14 protein-coding genes are annotated in these 18421 nt (G+C 66.8%); 8 read left to right on the forward strand and 6 right to left on the reverse strand.

Annotated features, from left to right (window positions below; translation table 11 throughout):
• Nucleotides 1–177 precede the first annotated feature (177 nt).
• On the forward strand, nucleotides 178–1368 hold the full coding sequence (locus tag CFB40_RS22320) for an O-succinylhomoserine sulfhydrylase (protein WP_089427934.1): 1191 nt from the start codon (nucleotides 178–180) through the stop codon (nucleotides 1366–1368).
• A 109-nt stretch (nucleotides 1369–1477) separates the two neighbouring features.
• Here the strand turns inward: CFB40_RS22320 and CFB40_RS22325 are convergent, their stop codons facing one another.
• The 3 genes from CFB40_RS22325 to CFB40_RS22335 are packed head-to-tail and all read right to left on the reverse strand — an operon-like array spanning nucleotide 1478 to nucleotide 4582.
• Nucleotides 1478–2449: an NAD-dependent epimerase/dehydratase family protein gene (locus CFB40_RS22325; RefSeq protein ID WP_089427933.1), complete on the reverse strand. Its 972-nt coding sequence runs from the start codon at nucleotides 2447–2449 to the stop codon at nucleotides 1478–1480.
• Entirely contained in the window at nucleotides 2436–3482 is a 1047-nt protein-coding gene (gmd, locus tag CFB40_RS22330; RefSeq protein ID WP_089427932.1) for a GDP-mannose 4,6-dehydratase, read from the reverse strand. Before gmd ends, CFB40_RS22325 begins: the two co-directional genes overlap by 14 nt.
• Before the next feature lie 35 nt (nucleotides 3483–3517).
• A complete protein-coding gene (locus tag CFB40_RS22335; protein WP_089427931.1) occupies nucleotides 3518–4582 on the reverse strand; it encodes an acyltransferase family protein in 1065 nt (354 codons plus the stop codon).
• A 499-nt stretch (nucleotides 4583–5081) separates the two neighbouring features.
• Between CFB40_RS22335 and CFB40_RS22340 the strand changes: the two genes are divergently transcribed.
• Genes CFB40_RS22340 through CFB40_RS22350 form a run of 3 tightly spaced genes read left to right on the forward strand, consistent with a single transcriptional unit; the run spans nucleotide 5082 to nucleotide 11229 of the window.
• Nucleotides 5082–7274, forward strand: a complete 2193-nt coding sequence (locus CFB40_RS22340) for a hypothetical protein (RefSeq protein ID WP_174972103.1) — start codon at nucleotides 5082–5084, stop codon at nucleotides 7272–7274.
• Between the two features lie 26 nt (nucleotides 7275–7300).
• Nucleotides 7301–8767, forward strand: a complete 1467-nt coding sequence (locus CFB40_RS22345) for a flippase (RefSeq protein WP_089427929.1) — start codon at nucleotides 7301–7303, stop codon at nucleotides 8765–8767.
• On the forward strand, nucleotides 8764–11229 hold the full coding sequence (locus tag CFB40_RS22350) for a glycosyltransferase family 4 protein (RefSeq protein WP_179255101.1): 2466 nt from the start codon (nucleotides 8764–8766) through the stop codon (nucleotides 11227–11229). The genes CFB40_RS22345 and CFB40_RS22350 overlap by 4 nt, the downstream gene beginning before the upstream one ends.
• Before the next feature lie 395 nt (nucleotides 11230–11624).
• Here the strand turns inward: CFB40_RS22350 and CFB40_RS22355 are convergent, their stop codons facing one another.
• Nucleotides 11625–12800 carry an acyltransferase family protein gene (locus CFB40_RS22355; protein ID WP_089427927.1) on the reverse strand — a complete coding sequence of 392 codons (1176 nt, stop codon included), beginning with the start codon at nucleotides 12798–12800 and terminating at the stop codon, nucleotides 11625–11627.
• A gap of 217 nt (nucleotides 12801–13017) precedes the next feature.
• Between CFB40_RS22355 and CFB40_RS38760 the strand changes: the two genes are divergently transcribed.
• Nucleotides 13018–13161: a hypothetical protein gene (locus CFB40_RS38760; protein ID WP_006479318.1), complete on the forward strand. Its 144-nt coding sequence runs from the start codon at nucleotides 13018–13020 to the stop codon at nucleotides 13159–13161.
• A 230-nt stretch (nucleotides 13162–13391) separates the two neighbouring features.
• Nucleotides 13392–14279: a UTP--glucose-1-phosphate uridylyltransferase GalU gene (gene galU / locus CFB40_RS22360; RefSeq protein ID WP_011548079.1), complete on the forward strand. Its 888-nt coding sequence runs from the start codon at nucleotides 13392–13394 to the stop codon at nucleotides 14277–14279.
• Between the two features lie 394 nt (nucleotides 14280–14673).
• Here the strand turns inward: galU and CFB40_RS22365 are convergent, their stop codons facing one another.
• Nucleotides 14674–15792, reverse strand: a complete 1119-nt coding sequence (locus CFB40_RS22365; RefSeq protein WP_089427926.1) for an acyltransferase family protein — start codon at nucleotides 15790–15792, stop codon at nucleotides 14674–14676.
• A gap of 257 nt (nucleotides 15793–16049) precedes the next feature.
• Between CFB40_RS22365 and CFB40_RS22375 the strand changes: the two genes are divergently transcribed.
• Together CFB40_RS22375 and CFB40_RS22385 are read left to right on the forward strand one after the other, a co-directional pair.
• Nucleotides 16050–16499, forward strand: a complete 450-nt coding sequence (locus CFB40_RS22375; RefSeq protein WP_011355701.1) for an HU family DNA-binding protein — start codon at nucleotides 16050–16052, stop codon at nucleotides 16497–16499.
• 285 nt (nucleotides 16500–16784) lie between these two features.
• A complete protein-coding gene (locus tag CFB40_RS22385) occupies nucleotides 16785–17576 on the forward strand; it encodes an AadA family aminoglycoside 3''-O-nucleotidyltransferase (RefSeq protein ID WP_089432408.1) in 792 nt (263 codons plus the stop codon).
• A gap of 151 nt (nucleotides 17577–17727) precedes the next feature.
• On the opposite strand, the gene CFB40_RS22390 is transcribed toward CFB40_RS22385, so the two are convergent.
• Complete coding sequence (locus tag CFB40_RS22390; RefSeq protein ID WP_089432409.1) at nucleotides 17728–18201, reverse strand: VOC family protein; 474 nt, start codon at nucleotides 18199–18201, stop codon at nucleotides 17728–17730.
• Nucleotides 18202–18421 lie beyond the last annotated feature (220 nt).

The following is an 18421-nucleotide window of genomic DNA, read 5'->3' on the forward strand; positions in this document are numbered from 1 at the left end:
ACGCGGGGCGACTTCCCAAAACAGCTAAAGCGAAGGCCGGTGGCAACCGGCCCGAGTCGATCGCTGTCGTACCGCACCGAAGCCCGCTGATGCCGACGCATAGCGGGCTTTTTGTTTTGGCCTGGTTTTGACTGGGTTCGCGCCACCCGCGCGACCATCGAATACGGAAAACGGAACATGGACGACTCCCTCAACTTCGACACGCTTGCCGTGCGCGCGGGCACGCTGCGCAGCGACTTCAACGAGCACTCGGAAGCGCTGTTCCTCACGTCGAGCTTCTGCTTCCAGAGCGCGGCCGACGCGGCCGAGCGCTTCGCGAATTCGGAAGACTACTTCACCTATTCGCGCTTCACGAACCCGACCGTCACGATGTTCCAGGAGCGTCTCGCGGCGCTCGAGGGCGGCGAGGCGTGCATCGCGACGGCGTCGGGGATGGCCGCGATCATGTCGGTCGTGATGGCCGCGCTGCAGGCCGGCGACCACCTCGTCAGCTCGCGCAGCCTGTTCGGCTCGACGCTCGGGATGTTCTCGCAGATCTTCAGCAAGTTCGGGATCACGACGACCTTCGTCGACCCGACCGACCTGAACGCATGGCAGGAAGCGGTGCGCCCGGAAACGAAGATGTTCTTCCTCGAGACGCCGTCGAACCCGCTGACCGAACTGGCCGACATCGAGGCGATCGGCAAGATCGCGAAGGCGTCGAACGCGCTGTTCGTCGTCGACAACTGTTTCTGCAGCCCGGTGCTGCAGCAGCCGCTGAAGCTCGGCGCGGATGTCGTGATGCACTCGGCGACGAAATTCCTCGACGGGCAGGGCCGCGTGCTCGGCGGCGCGCTGGTCGGCTCGAAGGAATTCATCATGGGCAAGGTGTTCCCGTTCGTGCGCAGCGCGGGCCCGACGCTGTCGGCGTTCAACGCGTGGGTGCTGCTGAAGGGGATGGAGACGCTGTCGCTGCGCGTCGAGAAGCAATCGGCGAATGCGCTGGAAATCGCACGCTGGCTCGATTCGCATCCGGCGGTTGCGCGCGTGTTTCACCCGGGCCTCGAATCGCACCCGCAGCACGAACTCGCGAAGCGTCAGCAGAAGGCGGGCGGCGCGATCCTGTCGTTCGAGCTGAAGGGGGACACGCCCGAGCAGCAGCGCGCGAATGCGTGGCGCGTGATCGACAACACGAAGCTGATCTCGATCACCGGCAACCTCGGCGATACGCGCACGACGATCACCCATCCGGCGACGACCACGCACGGCCGCATCACGCCGGAAGCGCGTGCGGCAGCAGGGATCAGCGAAGGGTTGATCCGCTTGTCGGTCGGCCTCGAAGACGCAGGCGACCTGCGCAAGGATCTCGCGCGCGGGCTGGAAGGCTGAACGCGGCACGTCACGCATGTCGTGACGTGATTTGACGTGACGCATGGACGAAGGGCCGGTCGCTTGCGTGACCGGCCCTTCGTTTTGGTGTCGATGCAAATCGCCCGGCTTACCCGGCGGGATGCCCGTCCGCATGCGCGTCGTTGCGCATCGCCTCCACCATCCATCGCAGCGTTTCGTCGAGCGGCGTGACGGGCAGCTCGCCCACCGCGCGCCGCAGCTTGTCGCGCGACCCGCTCAGGCGCTTCACCTCGTTGTGCCGCACGAAACGCGGATCGATCGTCACGTCGATCACGTAACCGGCGATGCGCGACAGCATCGCCAGCACTTCCTTCAGCGAATACGCGCGCTCGGAGCAGACGTTGAACGTCTCGCCGGCCGGTGCGGCCTCGACCAGCTTCAGGTACGCGGCCGTCACGTCGCGCACGTCGGAGAAATCGCGGCTCACGTCGAGATTGCCGAGCGAGATGCGCGGTGCGTTGCGCGCGTAGTGCGCGACGAGCTTCGGCAGCAGGTAGGCATCGCTCTGGCCGACGCCCGTGTAGTTGAACGGCCGCGCGATCACGATCGGCAGCCGGTCGGCCCACAGCTTCGCCGCGTATTCCATCGCGAGCTTGCTGACCGCGTAGTCGTTCGCCGGGGCCGGGGCGACGGTTTCGTCGAGCACGCCGGCCGTCGAGTTGCCGTAGATATTCGCGCTGCTGGCGAGCAGCACGGCCGACGGGCGTCGGTCGAGGCCCGCGAGCGCGGCCAGCAGGTTGCGCGTGCCGACGATGTTGACCGCGTAAGTCTGCGACGGCTCGTCCTGCGCGACGTGCGCGCGCGCGGCGAGATGCACGACCGCATCGGGCCGCGCGTCGGCGGCCGCCGCGCGCATCGCATCCGCATCGAGCAGGTCGACGGGCAGCAGCGTGCAGTGCGCGAAAGCCGGATCGTCGGGCCGTGCCGTGCCGGGCGCGACCGTGCCCCAGACCTCATAGCCGGCCGCCTGCAGGCGTTCGGCCATGTAGCGGCCGGTGAAGCCCGTCAGGCCGGTGACGAATGCACGGCGCGACGGGCGTCCGGCTTCAGAACGTGTCATGGTGTTGATTCCGCGTCAAATCCGCTTCGACCATCATCTGGCAAAGTTGTTCGAGCGTCGTCTTCGGTTCCCAGCCGAGTTTGGCTTTGGCCTTGTCCGCGCAGCCGATCAGCAGGTCGACCTCGGCAGGGCGGTAGAACTTCGGATTCACTTCCACGAGCACGTTGCCGGTCGCCGCGTCGAGGCCGCGTTCCTGCTCGCCCTTGCCGGTCCATTCGATCTGGTAGCCGGCCGCCGCGAACGCCATCCGCACGAAATCGCGTACGGTCTCGGTGCGGTTGGTTGCCAGCACATAGGTATCGGGTTCGTCGGCCTGCAGCATGCGCCACATGCCTTCGACGTACTCGAGCGCGAAGCCCCAGTCGCGCTTCGCGTCGAGGTTGCCGAGCTCGAGGCGGGTCGCCTTGCCGAGCTTGATCTTCGCGATGGTGTCGGTGATCTTGCGCGTGACGAACTCGCGGCCGCGCAGCGGCGACTCGTGGTTGAACAGGATGCCGCTGCTGCCGAACAGGCCGTACGACTCGCGGTAGTTCACCGTCATCCAGTGCGCGTACAGCTTCGCGACGCCGTACGGGCTGCGCGGATAGAACGAGGTCGCTTCCGTCTGCGGAATCGACTGCACCTTGCCGAACATCTCGGAGGTCGACGCCTGGTAGAAGCGCGTCTTCGGGCTCACGACGCGGATCGCCTCGAGCAGGTTCAGCGGACCCAGGCCCGTCACTTCGGCGGTCGTCGCCGGCTGGTCGAACGACACGCCGACGAAGCTCTGCGCGGCGAGGTTGTACAGCTCGTCGGGCTGCGTGCGTTCGAGCAGGCGCAGGCTCGAGCCGGCGTCGGTCAGGTCGTGCTCGACGAGCGTGAGGTTCGGGTGCGTGTCGACGCCGAGCTCGGCGATGCGCCAGAAATTCACCGAGCTGGTGCGGCGGTAGGTACCGGTGACTTCATAGCCCTTGTCGAGCAGCAGCTTGGTCAGGTAGGCGCCGTCTTGCCCCGAGATCCCGGTGATGATGGCCTTCTTGCGAGTTTGGCTCATGACGTTGTCCTGGTAGAAACGATGGATGATGAAATTCAGGCGGTCGTGCCGGCGGCGGCCGGCAGCGCGCGGCGTGCGGGGCCGCGCGTCAGGCGCCGTTCGAAGCCGTACCAGCTCACGGTCGCGTACGCGAGCGTGATCGCGAGTGCCAGCGCGGCCGTGACGAAGCGGTTAAGGTGCAGCGGCCACAGCGCATACAGCACGCTGAGGTGGATCAGGTACACGGTGTAGCTGACGGTGCCGACGTAGACGAGCATCGGGTTCGTCAGCACGCGCTGCACGAGGCCGCGGCCGCGCAGCGCGATCACGACGATCGACGTGCACAGCAGCAGCGAGATGCTGTAGAGCGCGGCATTCGACAGCGGCGTGTTCGCGGCGCGAAAGCGCGGGAACGACAGGTGCAGCCAGCCGAGGATCGCGAGCGACACGAGCGCGCCGACGATCGCGAGCGGATAGAACGGCTCGAGCGCGCGCCGGTCGCGGCGCAGCACGATCGCGAGCAGCGCGCCCGCGGCGAGCAGGTCCATGCGGAACGGCGTCAGGTAGTAGATCGGCCAGAACGAGTCGAACCACGGCGTCGCGATCGCGCGCAGCACGGGGGCCGCGACGATCAGCGCGGCGGCGACCCACAGCAGCGCGCGCTCCGAGCACCACAGCACCACGAACGGCCAGAAGATATAGAACTGCTCCTCGACCGCGAGCGACCACAGCACGTTCAGGCTGTCATGGCCGATGCTGCCGAGCGACAGCCCGATGTTGGTCGAGAAGAACGCGAACCACGGCCAGTGCGGCAGCCAGCCTGCGCCGAACAGGATCGTCGACACCACCAGCAGCAGCACGTACGGCGGCAGGATGCGACGCACGCGGCGTGCGTAGAAGTGGCTGAAGTACGACTGCCCGCGCGCCTTGCGATCGAGCAGGATGCCGGTGATCAGCAGCCCGCTCAGCACGAAGAACAGGTCGACGCCCATCCAGAGCGGCGCCTTCAGCGCGTGCTGCAGGAACACGGCGCCCACCGCGATCGCGCGCAGCCCGTCGAGCTGCACGATGCGGCCGTGTTGCGGCGGGGTGAGGTCTGAGGGTCGCGAGATGCCCGTCATCGCGCCGCTCCTTCGCGACGCGCGACGTGAGCCGGGGCGTGTCGCACATCCGATGCGTAAACGTGAACGTAATGCATGCCATTAAATGAAATATCGAATCGAAATCGATTCTAGGGAAAAGAAATCGGCAAAAAAACGCGCGTCATTTATCTGACGGCAAATATCCAAATGCCGATTATTCCTGTCGCGGGATGAAAGGTCGGCGCCCGGGCGGCCCCGTCAGGCGGTGGAAGGCGGCATTTTCTACGGGGCGGAAACCGAAGGGCGGTCGTTATTGCCGCTTTCGGGCGCCTTTTCGGCTCTGTTCCGGTTCGATATTTCACGCGGAAACATCCCCAAATATTTCCAAATTTCTTGTGATTATTTTTGCTTGTAACCTGCATCGCGACGTTTGAAACCCATTTAGCGACAGGGTGCGCCGGCGGCAGTCCTTGCGGCGGCCCGGCCGCTGTTGCATCAAGTATGGAGAAGCGCATTGCGACGTCTGATTCTGGTAGGCATGACGGTATGCGTGACGCTGCTGACGAGCGCCGCACCGGCCGAAACGGTGTTGCCCGCGACGACGTCGTGGATCGGCAATACGTTCGGCTATGGCGACGGCAGCTGGACGCAGATCGACATCCGCGCGATCGCGGTGACGCCTGAAGGCAAGGTGTATACGAATGCGCCGTGGGACGAGAGCGGGGCCGAGGCGAGCGTCTACCAGGACGGGAAGATGCTCGGCTTCGCCGGCGGCACGCACGGCTGGGGCAACCTCGGCGGCAGCGCGATCGCGGTGAACAGCAAGTACGCGTATGTCGCGATCGGTGTCGGCAACGAGCGCGGCCACCTGCAGTCGCCCGGCATCTGGCCGGACAAGGGCAAGCAGTGGTTCGGCATCTCGCGTCGCACGATCGGCGACCTGAAGCAGCCCGCGCCGTTCCGCGCGGCGCCGCAGGTCGCGCCGGGCGGCCGCGCGGACACCGGCCGCGCGCGGATGGCCGCGAGCTTCATGATGATGAACGAGGTCGCGGCGCCCGCGCGCTCGGAAGTGGGCGAGCAGAAGGCGGAAGTCGGCGGCCTCGCAGCCGACGACAAGACGCTGTTCGCGACGAATCCGTCGCGCGACGCGGTGAACGTGTACGACGCGGAGACCATGCAGCAGAAGGGCACGTGGAGCGCGCACGAGCCGGGCCGCCTCGCACTCGCGGGCGACGGCACGCTGTGGCTGCTCACCGATACGCTCAACGGGCCCGCGCACCTCGTGCACGTGCGCGCGGACGGCCGCAAGCTCGACGACGCGCCCGCGCTGCCGGAAGGCACCGACGCGGTGGACGTGGCCGTCGACGCGAAAGGGCGCGTGCTGGTGGCGGACAACGGGCCGCGCCAGCAGATCCTGATCTTCTCGAAAGGCGGCAAGGGTTATGCGCCGTCGGGCACGCTCGGCGAGCGCGGCGGCATCTTCGCGGGCCCGGTGCCGGGCCGGCCGGGGCCGCAGCGCTTCAACGGGCTGACGGGCGTCGGGGTCGACCGCGCGGGCAACATCTACGTGTCGATGAACGGCATCGGGCCGCGCCACGACACGATCGGCGCGGGGCTCGGCGCGGTGCTCGAAAGCTACACGCCGGACGGCAAGCAGCGCTGGCAGGTGCAGGGGCTGCTGTTCGTCGACGGCGCGTGGCTCGACCCGGCGCGGCCGAACAGCGTGTACACGGGCAACAAGCGCTTCGAACTCGACCTGTCGAAGCCGCCGGGCCAGGACTGGAAATACGTCGGTTTCCTGTCGAACCGCTTCAAGTATCCGGACGATCCCGTGTTCCACACGGACCAGTATCCCGGCATGCCGTTCGCACGGCGCCTCGACGGCCGCACGTTCCTGTACCTGACCGACATGTACGCCGATCACCTGAAGATCTACCGCTTCGACGCGAAGCGCGACGGCGAGGTCGCGATTCCGTCGGGCCTGATCGCGGGGCGTGCGCGACCGGTCGACAAGGTGCCGAACAAGCCGCCGGGCGGCGACTGGCTGTGGCGCGACGCGAACGGCAACGGCCGGATCGATGCCGACGAGGCCGAAATCAACACGACGGGCAAGGCGAAGGCGGGCGGCTGGGGCTGGTGGGTCGACACGAAGGGCGACATCTGGCGCACCAGCGACGTGCGCGGCATCCACCGCTTCCAATACGGCGGCGTCGACAAGGCCGGCAACCCGATCTACTCGTACGACAAGGTCACGACCTATCCGATGCCGCAGCCGTTCACGCAGTTGCGCCGCGCGATCTACGAGCCGCAGACCGACACGCTGTACGTGACCGGCTACACGGCCGACGCGCCGCCGCAGCCGGGCATCAACAAGGAAGTGGGGCGCGTGCTGATCCGCTTCGACAAGTGGTCGACGGGCTCGCCGGTCGTGCGTTACCAGGTCGCGCTGCCGTGGCAGCTCGACGCGAAGCCGATCTTCGACCTGATCGGGCTCACGGCCGAGGGCCGCTACCTGTTCGGGGTGGAGCCGGTCGGCAAGATCCACGTGTACGACAAGGAAACCGGCAAGGAAGTGGGCGTGATGAGCCCGGGCGCCGAGGTCGGCAAGGCGTCCGGCTGGGTCGACGTGCCGTTCGGCATCAGCGCGTTCCGGCGCGAGAACGGCGAGTACCTCGTGTTCGTCGAGGAAGACGCACGCGGCAAGGTGCTGATGTATCGCTGGAAACCGTGACGGGCGACGTCACACAAGGCAGAAGCATGGACAAAGGCATACTCAAGAACGTTTCGATCAACTTCATCGGGCTGATCCTGCCGACCTTCGTGTCGCTGGTGACGGTGCCCGCCTATATCCACGCGCTCGGCGTCGAACGCTACGGCGTCGTCAGCCTCGTGTGGACGCTGATCGGCTATTTCGGGATCCTCGATCTCGGGATGAGCATGGCCGCGCAGAACCACATCTCGAAGGCGCTCGCGAGCGGCAACGCCGACGAAAGCGCGCGCGTGTTCTGGAGCGCGTTCTGGCTGAACCTCGGCACCGGCATCGTCGGCGGGCTGCTGATCTATTTCGGTGCGTTCGTCTACACCGCGTACTTCACGAAGGTGTCGGCGGCGATGCAGCACGAGGTGTATCTCGCGCTGCCGTGGCTCGCGCTCGCGATTCCGCTGGCGAACGTGTCGTGGGTGTTCGCCGGCGCGATCAACGGCGCCGAACGCTTCGGCGTGTTCAACACGAACCAGACGATCGGCACGTTCCTGTTCCAGCTGCTGCCGCTCGGCGCCGCGTGGTGGATCGCGCCGAACCTGCAGACGGTGCTCGCCGCGGCGGTCGTCGCGCGGCTGATCGCGGCGGTGATGCTCGGCCAGGCCAGCATCAAGGTGCTCGGGATCCGGCGCATCGATCCGCCGCAGTGGGGCACCGCGAAAGGGCTGTTCAACTTCGGCGGCTGGATGCTGATCGCGAGTACGACGAGCATGATCGCCGACACGCTCGACCGCGTGATGCTCGGCGCCGGCATGGGCGCGAAGTTCGTCACCTACTACACGGTGCCGCAGAACCTCGTCACGCGCCTGAACATGCTGCCGAACGCGCTCGTGCGCACGCTGTTCCCGCGCCTGTCGGCGGTGGGCCGCGACCATGCGGACACGCTCGCGCGCCAGTCGCTCGAATTCCTGAACGGCGTGTTCACGCCGGTCGGCATCGTCGCGATCTTCGCGCTCGCGCCGTTCCTCACGCTGTGGGTGGGCGCGGATCTCGCCGCGCATTCGGCGCCGGTCGGCCGCGTGCTGGTGATCAGCGTGTGGCTCGTCGGCCAGGCGAGCGTCACGCGGATCCTGATCCAGTCGCAGGTCAACCCGGCCCGCGCGGCGTTCGCCGGGCTCGTCGAGATGCCGTTCTTCGTCGGCGGCCTGTGGTTCGGCATTCATCACTTCGGGCTGATCGGCGCGGCGGTGGTCGTCGCGGCGCGCGCACTCGTCGACTACGGCGTGCTGCTGTACCTGTCGGCGATCCGGATGCGCGCGATCGTGCTCGACATGCTCGCGCACCTGGCCTTCCTGCTCGCAAGCCTGTTCCTGGCGCAGGCGTGGCCGGGGCTCGTCGAGTCGATCGGCATGTGCGCGGTCGTGCTGCTGTTGAATGTTGCGTGGTCGCTCACGATGACACCGGGGTTGCGTGCGCTAGTGCGCGACTTGTTCGTCCGTCTCAATGCGAGGAGAACAGTATGAATCGCGATCTGGCGGAACACGCCGTATTGAATCTCGCCACCGCCGATGCGGCCGTGGCCGAAGCGGGCGACGCCGCCGCGCTGCGCCGGGCGCTGCCGGCCGAACGGGCCAGCGCGCGCCATCCGACGCGCGCGCTGCGCGTGGCGATCGTCCACGACTGGCTCGTCACCTATGCCGGAGCCGAACGCGTGCTCGAGCAGATCGTCGCGTGCTTTCCCGACGCGGACCTGTTCAGTCTCGTCGACTTCCTCGACGATCGCGCGTTCGTGCGCGGCAAGCCGGTGACGACGTCGTTCATCCAGAAGCTGCCGTTCGCGCGCACCAAGTACCGCAGCTACCTGCCGCTGATGCCGCTCGCGATCGAGCAGCTCGACGTGTCCGAGTACGACCTGGTGATCTCGAGCAGCCACGCGGTCGCGAAGGGCGTGCTGACGGGGCCCGACCAGGTGCATATCAGCTACGTGCATTCGCCGATCCGCTATGCGTGGGATCTGCAGCACCAGTATCTGGAACAGTCGAACCTCACGCACGGGCCGAAGTCGCTGCTCGCGCGGATGATCCTGCATTACATCCGCAACTGGGACACGCGCACCGCGAACGCGGTGGACGGTTTCGTCGCGAACTCCGCGTTCATCGCCCGGCGCATCAAGAAGGTCTACCACCGCGACGCGGCGGTGATCTTCCCGCCGGTCGACGTCGACGCGTTTTCGCTGAACGCGGAGAAGGAGGATTTCTACCTGACCGCGTCGCGGATGGTGCCGTACAAGAAGATCGACCTGATCGTCGAAGCCTTTTCGCGCACGCCCGAGCGCAAGCTCGTCGTGATCGGCGACGGCCCCGAGATGCAGAAGATCCGCGCGAAGGCGGGCCCGAACGTCGAGATCATGGGCTACCAGCCGTTCGCGGTGCTGCACGACCGGATGCGGCGCGCGAAGGCGTTCGTGTTCGCGGCCGAGGAGGATTTCGGGATCTCGGTGGTCGAGGCGCAGGCGTGCGGCACGCCGGTGATCGCGTACGGCAAGGGCGGCGCGCTCGAAACCGTGCTCGACCCGCAATCGGACCTGAACCCGACCGGGCTCTTTTTCGACGAACAGACGCCGCACGCGATCGTCGCGGCCGTCGACGATTTCGAGCGTGCGCCGCAGCGCTTCACGCCGACCGCCTGCCGCACGAACGCGGAGCGGTTTTCCGCCGATACGTTCCGGCGGCGCTTCCTCGACTACGTGGAGGCGGCGCTGCCCGGCTCGACCGCGCAGCGCGGTACGGCGATCGCGCCGATGCCGGCCGCGCGCGGCCCGGCGACGCTCGTGCTCGACCAGAGCGGCGTGCTCGGCGGCGCCGAGCTGTCGCTGCTCGAGATCATGAAGCACATGCGCGCGAACGCCGATGTCCTGCTGTTCGACGACGGCCCGTTCCGCGCGGCGCTCGACGAGATCGGCGCGCGCGTCGACGTGGTCGACCAGGGCGCGCTCGCGGGCGTGCGCAAGCAGGGCGGCGTATCGGCCGGCGCGTTGAAGCAGCTCGTGCGGCTGGTGCGCGACGTCGCGCGCCGCGCACGCCGCGCCGAGGTGATCTACGCGAACACGCAGCGCGCGATGGTGGTCGCCGCGCTGGCCGGGCGGCTCGCGCGCAAGCCGGTGGTGTGGCACCTGCGCGACATCGTCAGCACCGACCATTTCGGCAGCAAGCAGTTGATGGCCATCAAGTACTGCGCGCGGCTCGGCGTCACGCGCGTGATCGCGAACTCCGATGCGTCCGCGCAGGCGTTCCGGACGTTGACGGGCTTCACGCCGCAGCACGTCGACGTCGTGTTCAACGGCATTTCGGCCGAGCCGTTCGACGCGCTGGAAGGCGTCAGCCAGGCCGCGCTGCGCACGCGCCTCGGGTTGCCCGAAAACGCGTGGCTCGTCGGTTCGTTCAGCCGCCTCGCGCACTGGAAAGGGCAGCACGTGCTGCTGGAAGCCTCCGCGCGGCATCCCGACATGCACGTGGTGCTGGTCGGCGCGCCGCTGTTCGGCGAGGACGAATACGCGGCGCAGCTGCACGAATACGTCGCGCGGCACGGGATGGACGAGCGCGTGCATTTCCTCGGGTTCCAGCGCGACGTGGCCGCCTGCATGACGGCGGTCGACGTCGTCGCGCACACGTCGATCACGCCCGAGCCGTTCGGGCGCGTGATTGTCGAGGGGATGCTCGCGCGCCGGCCGGTCGTCGCGGCCCGTGCGGGCGGCGTCGTCGAGATCATCGAGGACGGCGACAACGGGCTGCTCTGCGCGCCGGGCGACGCGGCCGCGCTGGCCGACGCGCTGGCTACGCTGAAGCGCGACGGCGCGCTGCGCGAGCGGCTCGTCGCGAGCGGGCGAGCGACGGCGGTGCGCCGGTTCGGCACCGAAACCTACGTGGAGCGGGTCGAGAAGATCCTCGCGGATACGGCGAAGGCCGCGAAGGCGAAGAAGCGGTAAGCGGCGCGAGCCGGCGGGAAACGGGCCCTCATGCGGCGGTGTGCTGCGTGGGGGCTTTGTGTTTCAGCGTAGGGGGCCTTTGTCGGGCGGGTGGTGGGCAGGTTGTTGTGCGCCGCGTGGGGCGTGCTTGGCCGGTCGTTGATTGGGACGGCGTGGTTGGCGACGCGAGAAGGCGGCGCCAGAAGGTGACGCCAGAACGTGACGCCAGAAGGCCGCGCCCAGGCAGTCCCGATGGTGAAAGGCGGTCGAGGGCGGCTCATGCGGGCCGTAGCGCGGCCCGACGCCCGAAGGCTACCCACCCCCCGCCAACCCGGTATGCCGGCGCGCTCAGGCCATGAAAAAGCCCCCGCGCAGCGCACCGCCGCGCGAGGGCTCGGGAAAGCGTTCCGGCCGGATCAAACAGCCCGTTCGGGCGCCGGCGTCACGACCCGAGCGGGGCGAGCCGGCTTGAAGCTGGCCGACCACGTCATCGCGGGCCGTTCGAACATCCGGTAGAACACATACGCGACCGGGATCGCGGCGGCCATGAACGCGAACGACGGCCAGATCGACAGCTGCAGCTCGGAATGGAACAGCACCGAGCCGAGGCAGACGAACAGCGGCAGGTGGATCAGGTACAGCGAGTAGCTGAAGTCGCCGAACCAGCTCAGCACGCGCAGCGGCGGCGTCGGGCGCGGCGGACGGGCAAGCGCGCGGTACAGGAAGCACGCGAAGCCGGCCGACCACAGCTGGAACGCGCCGTACTGGCCGAAATGGAACGCGCCGCAGCCGGCGGCCAGCAGCACGGCGGCCGCGCCGTACCACGCGCGCGACGGCACGGCGGCCGCGCCGCGGGCCGGCTGCGCGCGCACGTCGGCGATCCACGCGCCGATCGTCCAGGACAGCCAGTACGACGTGAAGAACTGCAGGTCGTGCCGTTCAAGCAGCCACGCCGACGCGACGTTGACGAGCGCGACCGCGGCCACGACCGCCGGCATGCCGATGCGCCGGCGGATCGCGAACAGCAGCGGGTAGATCGCGTAGAACTGCACTTCGAGCGACAGCGTCCACAGCGCGCCGTTCGACCCGTATGTGTAGCCGGCAACGCCCTGCAGCGAGAACAGGTTCACGAGGAACGCGACGAGGCCGACGTCGCGGATCTTGTGGCTGACGGGCTCGATCTGCAGGCTGACCGAGTCGAGGGCGAGCGTAAACAGCAGCGCGGCGAGCAGCACCGGGTAGATGCGCGCGAACCGGCGCACCCAGAAGTTCGGCGCGTCGAGCCGGTACGCGGGATCGGCCGCGAGCTTGAGCGCCGCGTTGCGATGGATGCAGTAGCCGCTGATCACGAAGAAGATCGGCACGCCGGCGGAGCCCCACGCGAACGGGAAGGTCAGGTAGCCGGCGATCGCGCTCGGGGTGAGCGCATGGCCGTAAGCGTGATGGAAGCTTTGCATGCCGACCCAGACGACCTGGCGGCAGTGGAAATAGGCGACGAGCAGCGCCGCGAAGCCGCGCATCGCGTCGATCACGTGTTCCTTGTGATCGGCGACGGGCGGCGCGGTCAGAGACGATCCGCTGAAAGCTTGCATGCGATTCGATTCCTTGCGACGGATGGACGGGAAGTTTCATCCAATCGTAATGCGCAAGAATTCGATCAATGAATAAAAAAATCTCGCCGGGAAATATCGCAATTCCACATCATGGTTTTATCGCGATCAGAAAGCGGTTCCGCGAGGCGGGTCAATTATTTACCGATTTTTTTCTGATAGTTTGAAGCTCCAGTTGATTGATGCAAGGAGCGGCAAGATGGACATGCATTGGATCGCGAGCGCTGCAGTACTGCTGGTCATGGCCGTGCTGTCGGCGTACCGTGAGGCGCTGAAGAACGAACCGATTCGCCCGGGTCTCGAACGGGGCGGCGTGCCCTATATCGAGGAATTTGAATCGTAAGAATTTGTATCTGGAAAATCGGTAATTTGTTTCTGCCTCGGCACTCGGTTCGGCAATATCGACCGGGTTGAAAGGATTATATTTTTTCCGGAATCATTGGGCAATCAGTCCATATCGAAAATGAGCGGAGTCGAATTGGCAGTACCGTCGATTCTCGATATGCCGTTCGGAACACAATCGCGCCGGGTCGCTGGTCGACGCGGCGCAGTCAACGCAATCAGGATGCGAACATGTTGAAAGTCACCAAGGCCGTGTTCCCCGTCGCCGGTCTCGGCACGCGGTTCCTCCCGGCAACGAAGGCGAGCCCGAAGGAAATGTTGCCCGTCGTCGACAAGCCGCTGATCCAGTACGCGGTCGAGGAAGCGATCAACGCAGGTATCACCGAGATGATCTTCGTCACCGGCCGCAGCAAGCGCGCGATCGAGGATCACTTCGACAAGTCCTACGAGATCGAGGCCGAGCTCGAGGCGCGCGGCAAGGAAAAGCTGCTCGAACTGGTGCGCGGCATCAAGCCGAGCCACGTGAACTGCTTCTACGTGCGCCAGCCGGAAGCGCTCGGCCTCGGCCACGCGGTGCTGTGCGCGGAGAAGCTGGTGCACGGCGAGCCGTTCGCGGTGATCCTCGCGGACGACCTGCTGCACGGCGAACAGCCGGTGCTCAAGCAGCTCGTCGACGTGTTCGACCACTATCACAGCTCGGTGATCGGGGTCGAGACGATCCCGCGCGAGGACAGCCGTTCGTACGGTGTCGTCGAGGGCCGCGAATGGGAAGAGGACATCATCAAGCTGTCGGGCATCATCGAGAAGCCGGCGCCGGAAGATGCGCCGTCGAATCTCGGCGTGGTCGGCCGCTACGTGTTCATGCCGACGATCTTCGATCACCTGCGCAAGCTCAAGCCGGGCGCCGGCGGCGAGCTGCAGCTGACCGACGCGGTTCAGTCGCTGCTCGCGAACGAGCAGGTGCTCGCGTATCGCTACTACGGCACGCGCTTCGACTGCGGCAGCAAGATCGGCTATCTCAAGGCCACCGTCGAACTCGCGCTCCAGCATCCGGAAGTGAGCCGCGAATTCGAGGCCTACCTGCGTACCTGCTTGCCCGCGCTGGCTGCTGTCGCCTAAGCAGCCGCGCGCTCCGTTGTTTCAGGTGGTGGTTGTTCCGTTGGCCCCGGCCGCTCGCGCGCCGGGGCTTTTTTGCGTGTGCGGGTGCACCAGTGCACGATCGCCGTGCGTGCGGTCGGGGTGCGTGTCGTGGCGGACCGGCTTCAGGATCGGGGTGGCGTGCGGAGCGGGGCGCGCCGACGAGAGCGGACGTCACGGCTGAAACCGGTGCCGCGACGGGCGCCCGGATCACAGGATCGGCGGTTCGATTGCGCGATGCGCATCGACGTTCGTGACCGCATCGTTTTTGCCGGCGCCGGTCGATGACGCGACGGCTCGAGTGTTGAGCGTCAGCGCCGGGGTGTGGCGTGAAGCACCGCTTCCCCGCTCAACCGTTGCCGCGAACGTGCCGTGTTCAACGCGCCGACGTGCTCGGCCGTGCGACGAAATACCGGGCCAGCATCGCGGCGACCGGCTTCTTGAAATCGAGCAGCCGCTTTTCCAGATAGCGCCAGGACAGGTGCGCGAGCAGCACGGCGAGCGCGAACTGCAGCATCTCGGGTAGCGTGTCGCGGACGATTTCAGGGATGGCCACGTGCCCGACGTGCGCCGGCAGCACGCCGAAACGCGCCGGAATCAGGTTGTGGAACAGGTAGAAGCCGTAGCTGATCGTGCCGAGATAGGCGAGCGGCGCCCAGTCGAGCAGCGCCACGACCGGATGCTCGGGTTCGCTGACGATCCACAGCAGCAGCGCGCCGAGCGATGCGGACAGGCCGAGATCCGCGAGCCCCGCGATCGCGTCGGGCAGGGGCGTGCAGGCAGGCAGCACGAGGAAGAACACGACGCCGGCCGCGCCGAGCCAGCCGGGCGGAACGCGGCGCACGGCGGCCGCTCCGCGATCGGCGAGCGCCATCGCGCCGACGCCGCCGAGCGCGATCAGCGCGAAATTCCACGGGGAAAACGCATAGATCAGCACCGGCGACGCGTCGCACAGGTAGAGCGCGAGATGCGCGAGCGCGCACAGTGCGATGGCTCCGATGCCGAGCGCGACGTGTCGCGCGGCGGGCACCGCGAGCAGCGCGAGCGGTGCGATCAGATAGAACTGCTGTTCAACCGCGAGGCTCCAGAAGTGCGACGTGGAGCCTGGCCAGCCGTCCTTGACGGCGCCGATCCAGTAATTCGACAGGAACGCCGCGTGCCACGCGAGCCCGAGATTGACGCCGCGCTGGTAGAACAGCGCGTGCGCGATCGCGAGCGCGGCGAGCAGCAGGTAATAGACGGGAAAGATTCGCAGCGCGCGTTTCGCGAGGAACAGCGCGAGCGCGTGGCGACGCGTCATGGTGTCGCGCTCGACCGCCTGGCGGTTGCGATGCAGCTCGCCGACGATCAGGAATCCGCTGATGAGGAAAAACGTCCACACGCCAAGCTTGCCGACGTCGACGGCAAGGACGTGGCCCTTGTGGGACAGGAAAACGAGGATGACGGCGAGGGCTCGCAGGCCGTCGAGTCCTTTGACGTATCTGGCTTCGCGCATGGAGGCATCCGGGCATTGAGCGAGCCCAGTATAGGTGCGCAAATATCGAACGTAATTCGCATTCGGGTGCCTACGTGAAGGCGTTTTTTGATGCTGGAGCGTCGATGAAATCGGTCGCATGCAAAAAAACCTGCGGGAAACCCCGCGAAAACGCATAAAAGTACTGCACGAAGCGTCAAGGCGCTTGTAGAATCCGGCGTTGAAGCGCGCGCGTTGCACGCTTCGTGTATCCAACGACCACACCTGGTAGGAGAAACATGGCGACTTCCGCAAAAAAGGTGGCCAAGAAGGCTGCCGCACCGGCCACCAAGAAAGTGGCTGCCAAAAAGGCTGCGCCCGCGAAGAAAGTAGTGGCCAAGAAGGTCGTCGCGAAGGCGGCACCGGCCGCTCCGACGCCGCTGAAGGACAAGTTCACGAAGGCATCGCTCGCAACGCACATCGCTGAGCGCGCAGCTGTCGAAGTGAAGGCTGTCAAGGCAGTGCTCGTCGCACTCGAGAACGTCGTGCTGGGCTCGGTCCACAAGAAGGGCGCGGGCGAGTTCACGCTGCCGGGTCTGCTGAAGATCACGGCGCAAGTCGTGCCGGCGAAGAAGAAGCGCTTCGGCAAGGATCCGTTCACGGGCGAAGAGCGTTGGTTCCCGGCGAAGCCGGCCAGCGTGCGCGTGAAGGCACGTGCGCTGAAGAAGCTGAAGGACGCGGCAGCGTAATGCTGCGCAGTGGCTGCCGAATGCATATCGGCAGCCGCTGCGATGTCCGACGATCCCCGCACGCGAAAGCGTGCGGGGATTTTTATTGCGCTGCGCAAATCGCGCGGCAGCGAAGCAGCGAAGCAGCGAAATGGCGGAAGGCCGGTTCGACGCGTGACGCACGACGGAAGATGCGCCGCGCACGCGCGATGACGAACGGCAATCCTCCGCGCGCTTGCAGCAGATCCGCCGCTGCCCGTCGCGTGCGCTGTGCCGGTTGCGTGCGCATCGCGAGGCACGTGCATCGTGACTGAATGCATTCCCGACGAAATCGCCGCCCAGGTCGGCGCCGCGTGCGACACGATCGAGCGGCATCTCGGCGCGACGCTCACGGCAATCCACCTGTTCGGATCGGCGCTCGACGGCGGACTGAAGCCGCGCAGTGACGTCGACCTGCTGGTGACAGTGTCGACCCGGCCGGACGAATCGACACGGCACGCACTGATGCTCGACTTGCTGGCCGTGTCGGTGCCGCCTGGTCGCGCCGGCGGCATGCGCGCACTGGAAGTGACTGTCGTCGCGCACGATGCGGTCGTGCCGTGGCGTCATCCGGCGCGTCGCGAACTTCAGTTCGGCGAGTGGCTGCGTCACGACCTCGAGGCCGGCATCGTCGAACCGGCGCGTGTCGATCACGATCTGGCGATCCTGTTGACGAAGGTGCGGCAGCACAGTGTCGTGCTGGTTGGCCTGCCGGCGGCGGCGCTTTTCGAGCAAGTGCCCGCACGGGATTTTGTCGCCGCGCTGCTGGCGACGGTCGCGCAATGGAATGCCGAATCAGACTGGCGCGGCGACGCGTGCAACGTGGTGCTCGCGCTCGCGCGCATCTGGTACGGCGCCGCGACCGGCAGGATCGCGCCGAAGGACGTCGCGGCGACATGGGTTCTGGAACGCTTGCCGCAAGCCTACCGGCCGGTTGTCGCGGCGGCGCGTGCCGCCTATCTCGGCGGCGAGGAGGACGCGGCGATCCTGTCGGGCGAACCCCTTGCCGCATTCATCGGCTACGCGCGGCGAACGGTCGAGTCGATGCTGTCGACGTAGCGGCGGATGCCGCGCGCGTGGCCGGCTTGGGGGCGACGCCGATGAAGATCATCGGCAATGGCGCGGCAGTCGCACGCGCATGCGGTCGAGCCGGATGCCTGTCGGCGACCCGGCGCGTCATCGCGCATGCGCCGTGCGACATGCTGCTTCATCAGCCCGCCGTGCCGGCGTAGGCGGCCTTCAATGCGGCGTCGTCGAGCTTGATCATCTGCATCATCGCGGCGGCCACGCGCGTGGCCTTGACCGTGTCCCGGTCGGACACCATCGGGATCAGCGTTTCCGGAACGATTTGCCACGACACGCCGTAGCGGTCTCTCAGCCAGCCGCAGGCGTCGGCCGTGCCGCCGTTGTCGAGCAGGGCATGCCAGTAGCGGTCGAGTTCCGCCTGGTCGGCGCAGCTGACCAGCAGCGAGATCGCGTGGTTGAACGTGTCGGTGCGCGGGTGGCTCATCGCGAAGAACGGTTGCCCGCACAGCTCGAACTCGACCATCCGCGTGCCGTCGGTGCCGGGCACCGTCGTGACGCGCACGACGCGCGAATCCGGAAAGATGCCCGCATAGAAGGCGGCGGCTTCTTCCGCTTCCGCCGCGTACCAGAGGAAAGGCGTGATCTTCTGAATCGTCATGGCGTATCTCCTGTATGAATGGGGCGATGCGCGAACCGCGTGCCGCCGTCGAGACGACGGATGACGATTGCCGAAATCGACACGCTTCGGCACATTGCGATCGCACCGGACGAGCGGTGCCGGCAGTGCGGATGGTAGTCGCTCGGCGGACGGATGGCGACCGGCGCGGCGCTTCGCAAACGGTGTTCCCGGCGCTTGGCAGCCGCCAGGCGCCGCTGCT

Origin of the sequence: Burkholderia sp. AU31652, assembly GCF_002223155.1 — a bacterium.
GTDB lineage: Bacteria > Pseudomonadota > Gammaproteobacteria > Burkholderiales > Burkholderiaceae > Burkholderia.

Bases quoted from the DNA above. Each gene is read 5' to 3' on its own strand.
- CFB40_RS22320 (WP_089427934.1), top strand. From the start codon at position 178: ATGGACGACTCCCTCAACTTCGACACGCTTGCCGTGCGCGCGGGCACG.
- CFB40_RS22325 (WP_089427933.1), bottom strand. From the start codon at position 2,449: ATGACACGTTCTGAAGCCGGACGCCCGTCGCGCCGTGCATTCGTCACC.
- gmd (WP_089427932.1), bottom strand. From the start codon at position 3,482: ATGAGCCAAACTCGCAAGAAGGCCATCATCACCGGGATCTCGGGGCAA.
- CFB40_RS22335 (WP_089427931.1), bottom strand. From the start codon at position 4,582: ATGACGGGCATCTCGCGACCCTCAGACCTCACCCCGCCGCAACACGGC.
- CFB40_RS22340 (WP_174972103.1), top strand. From the start codon at position 5,082: ATGACGGTATGCGTGACGCTGCTGACGAGCGCCGCACCGGCCGAAACG.
- CFB40_RS22345 (WP_089427929.1), top strand. From the start codon at position 7,301: ATGGACAAAGGCATACTCAAGAACGTTTCGATCAACTTCATCGGGCTG.
- CFB40_RS22350 (WP_179255101.1), top strand. From the start codon at position 8,764: ATGAATCGCGATCTGGCGGAACACGCCGTATTGAATCTCGCCACCGCC.
- CFB40_RS22355 (WP_089427927.1), bottom strand. From the start codon at position 12,800: ATGCAAGCTTTCAGCGGATCGTCTCTGACCGCGCCGCCCGTCGCCGAT.
- CFB40_RS38760 (WP_006479318.1), top strand. From the start codon at position 13,018: ATGGACATGCATTGGATCGCGAGCGCTGCAGTACTGCTGGTCATGGCC.
- galU (WP_011548079.1), top strand. From the start codon at position 13,392: ATGTTGAAAGTCACCAAGGCCGTGTTCCCCGTCGCCGGTCTCGGCACG.
- CFB40_RS22365 (WP_089427926.1), bottom strand. From the start codon at position 15,792: ATGCGCGAAGCCAGATACGTCAAAGGACTCGACGGCCTGCGAGCCCTC.
- CFB40_RS22375 (WP_011355701.1), top strand. From the start codon at position 16,050: ATGGCGACTTCCGCAAAAAAGGTGGCCAAGAAGGCTGCCGCACCGGCC.
- CFB40_RS22390 (WP_089432409.1), bottom strand. From the start codon at position 18,201: ATGACGATTCAGAAGATCACGCCTTTCCTCTGGTACGCGGCGGAAGCG.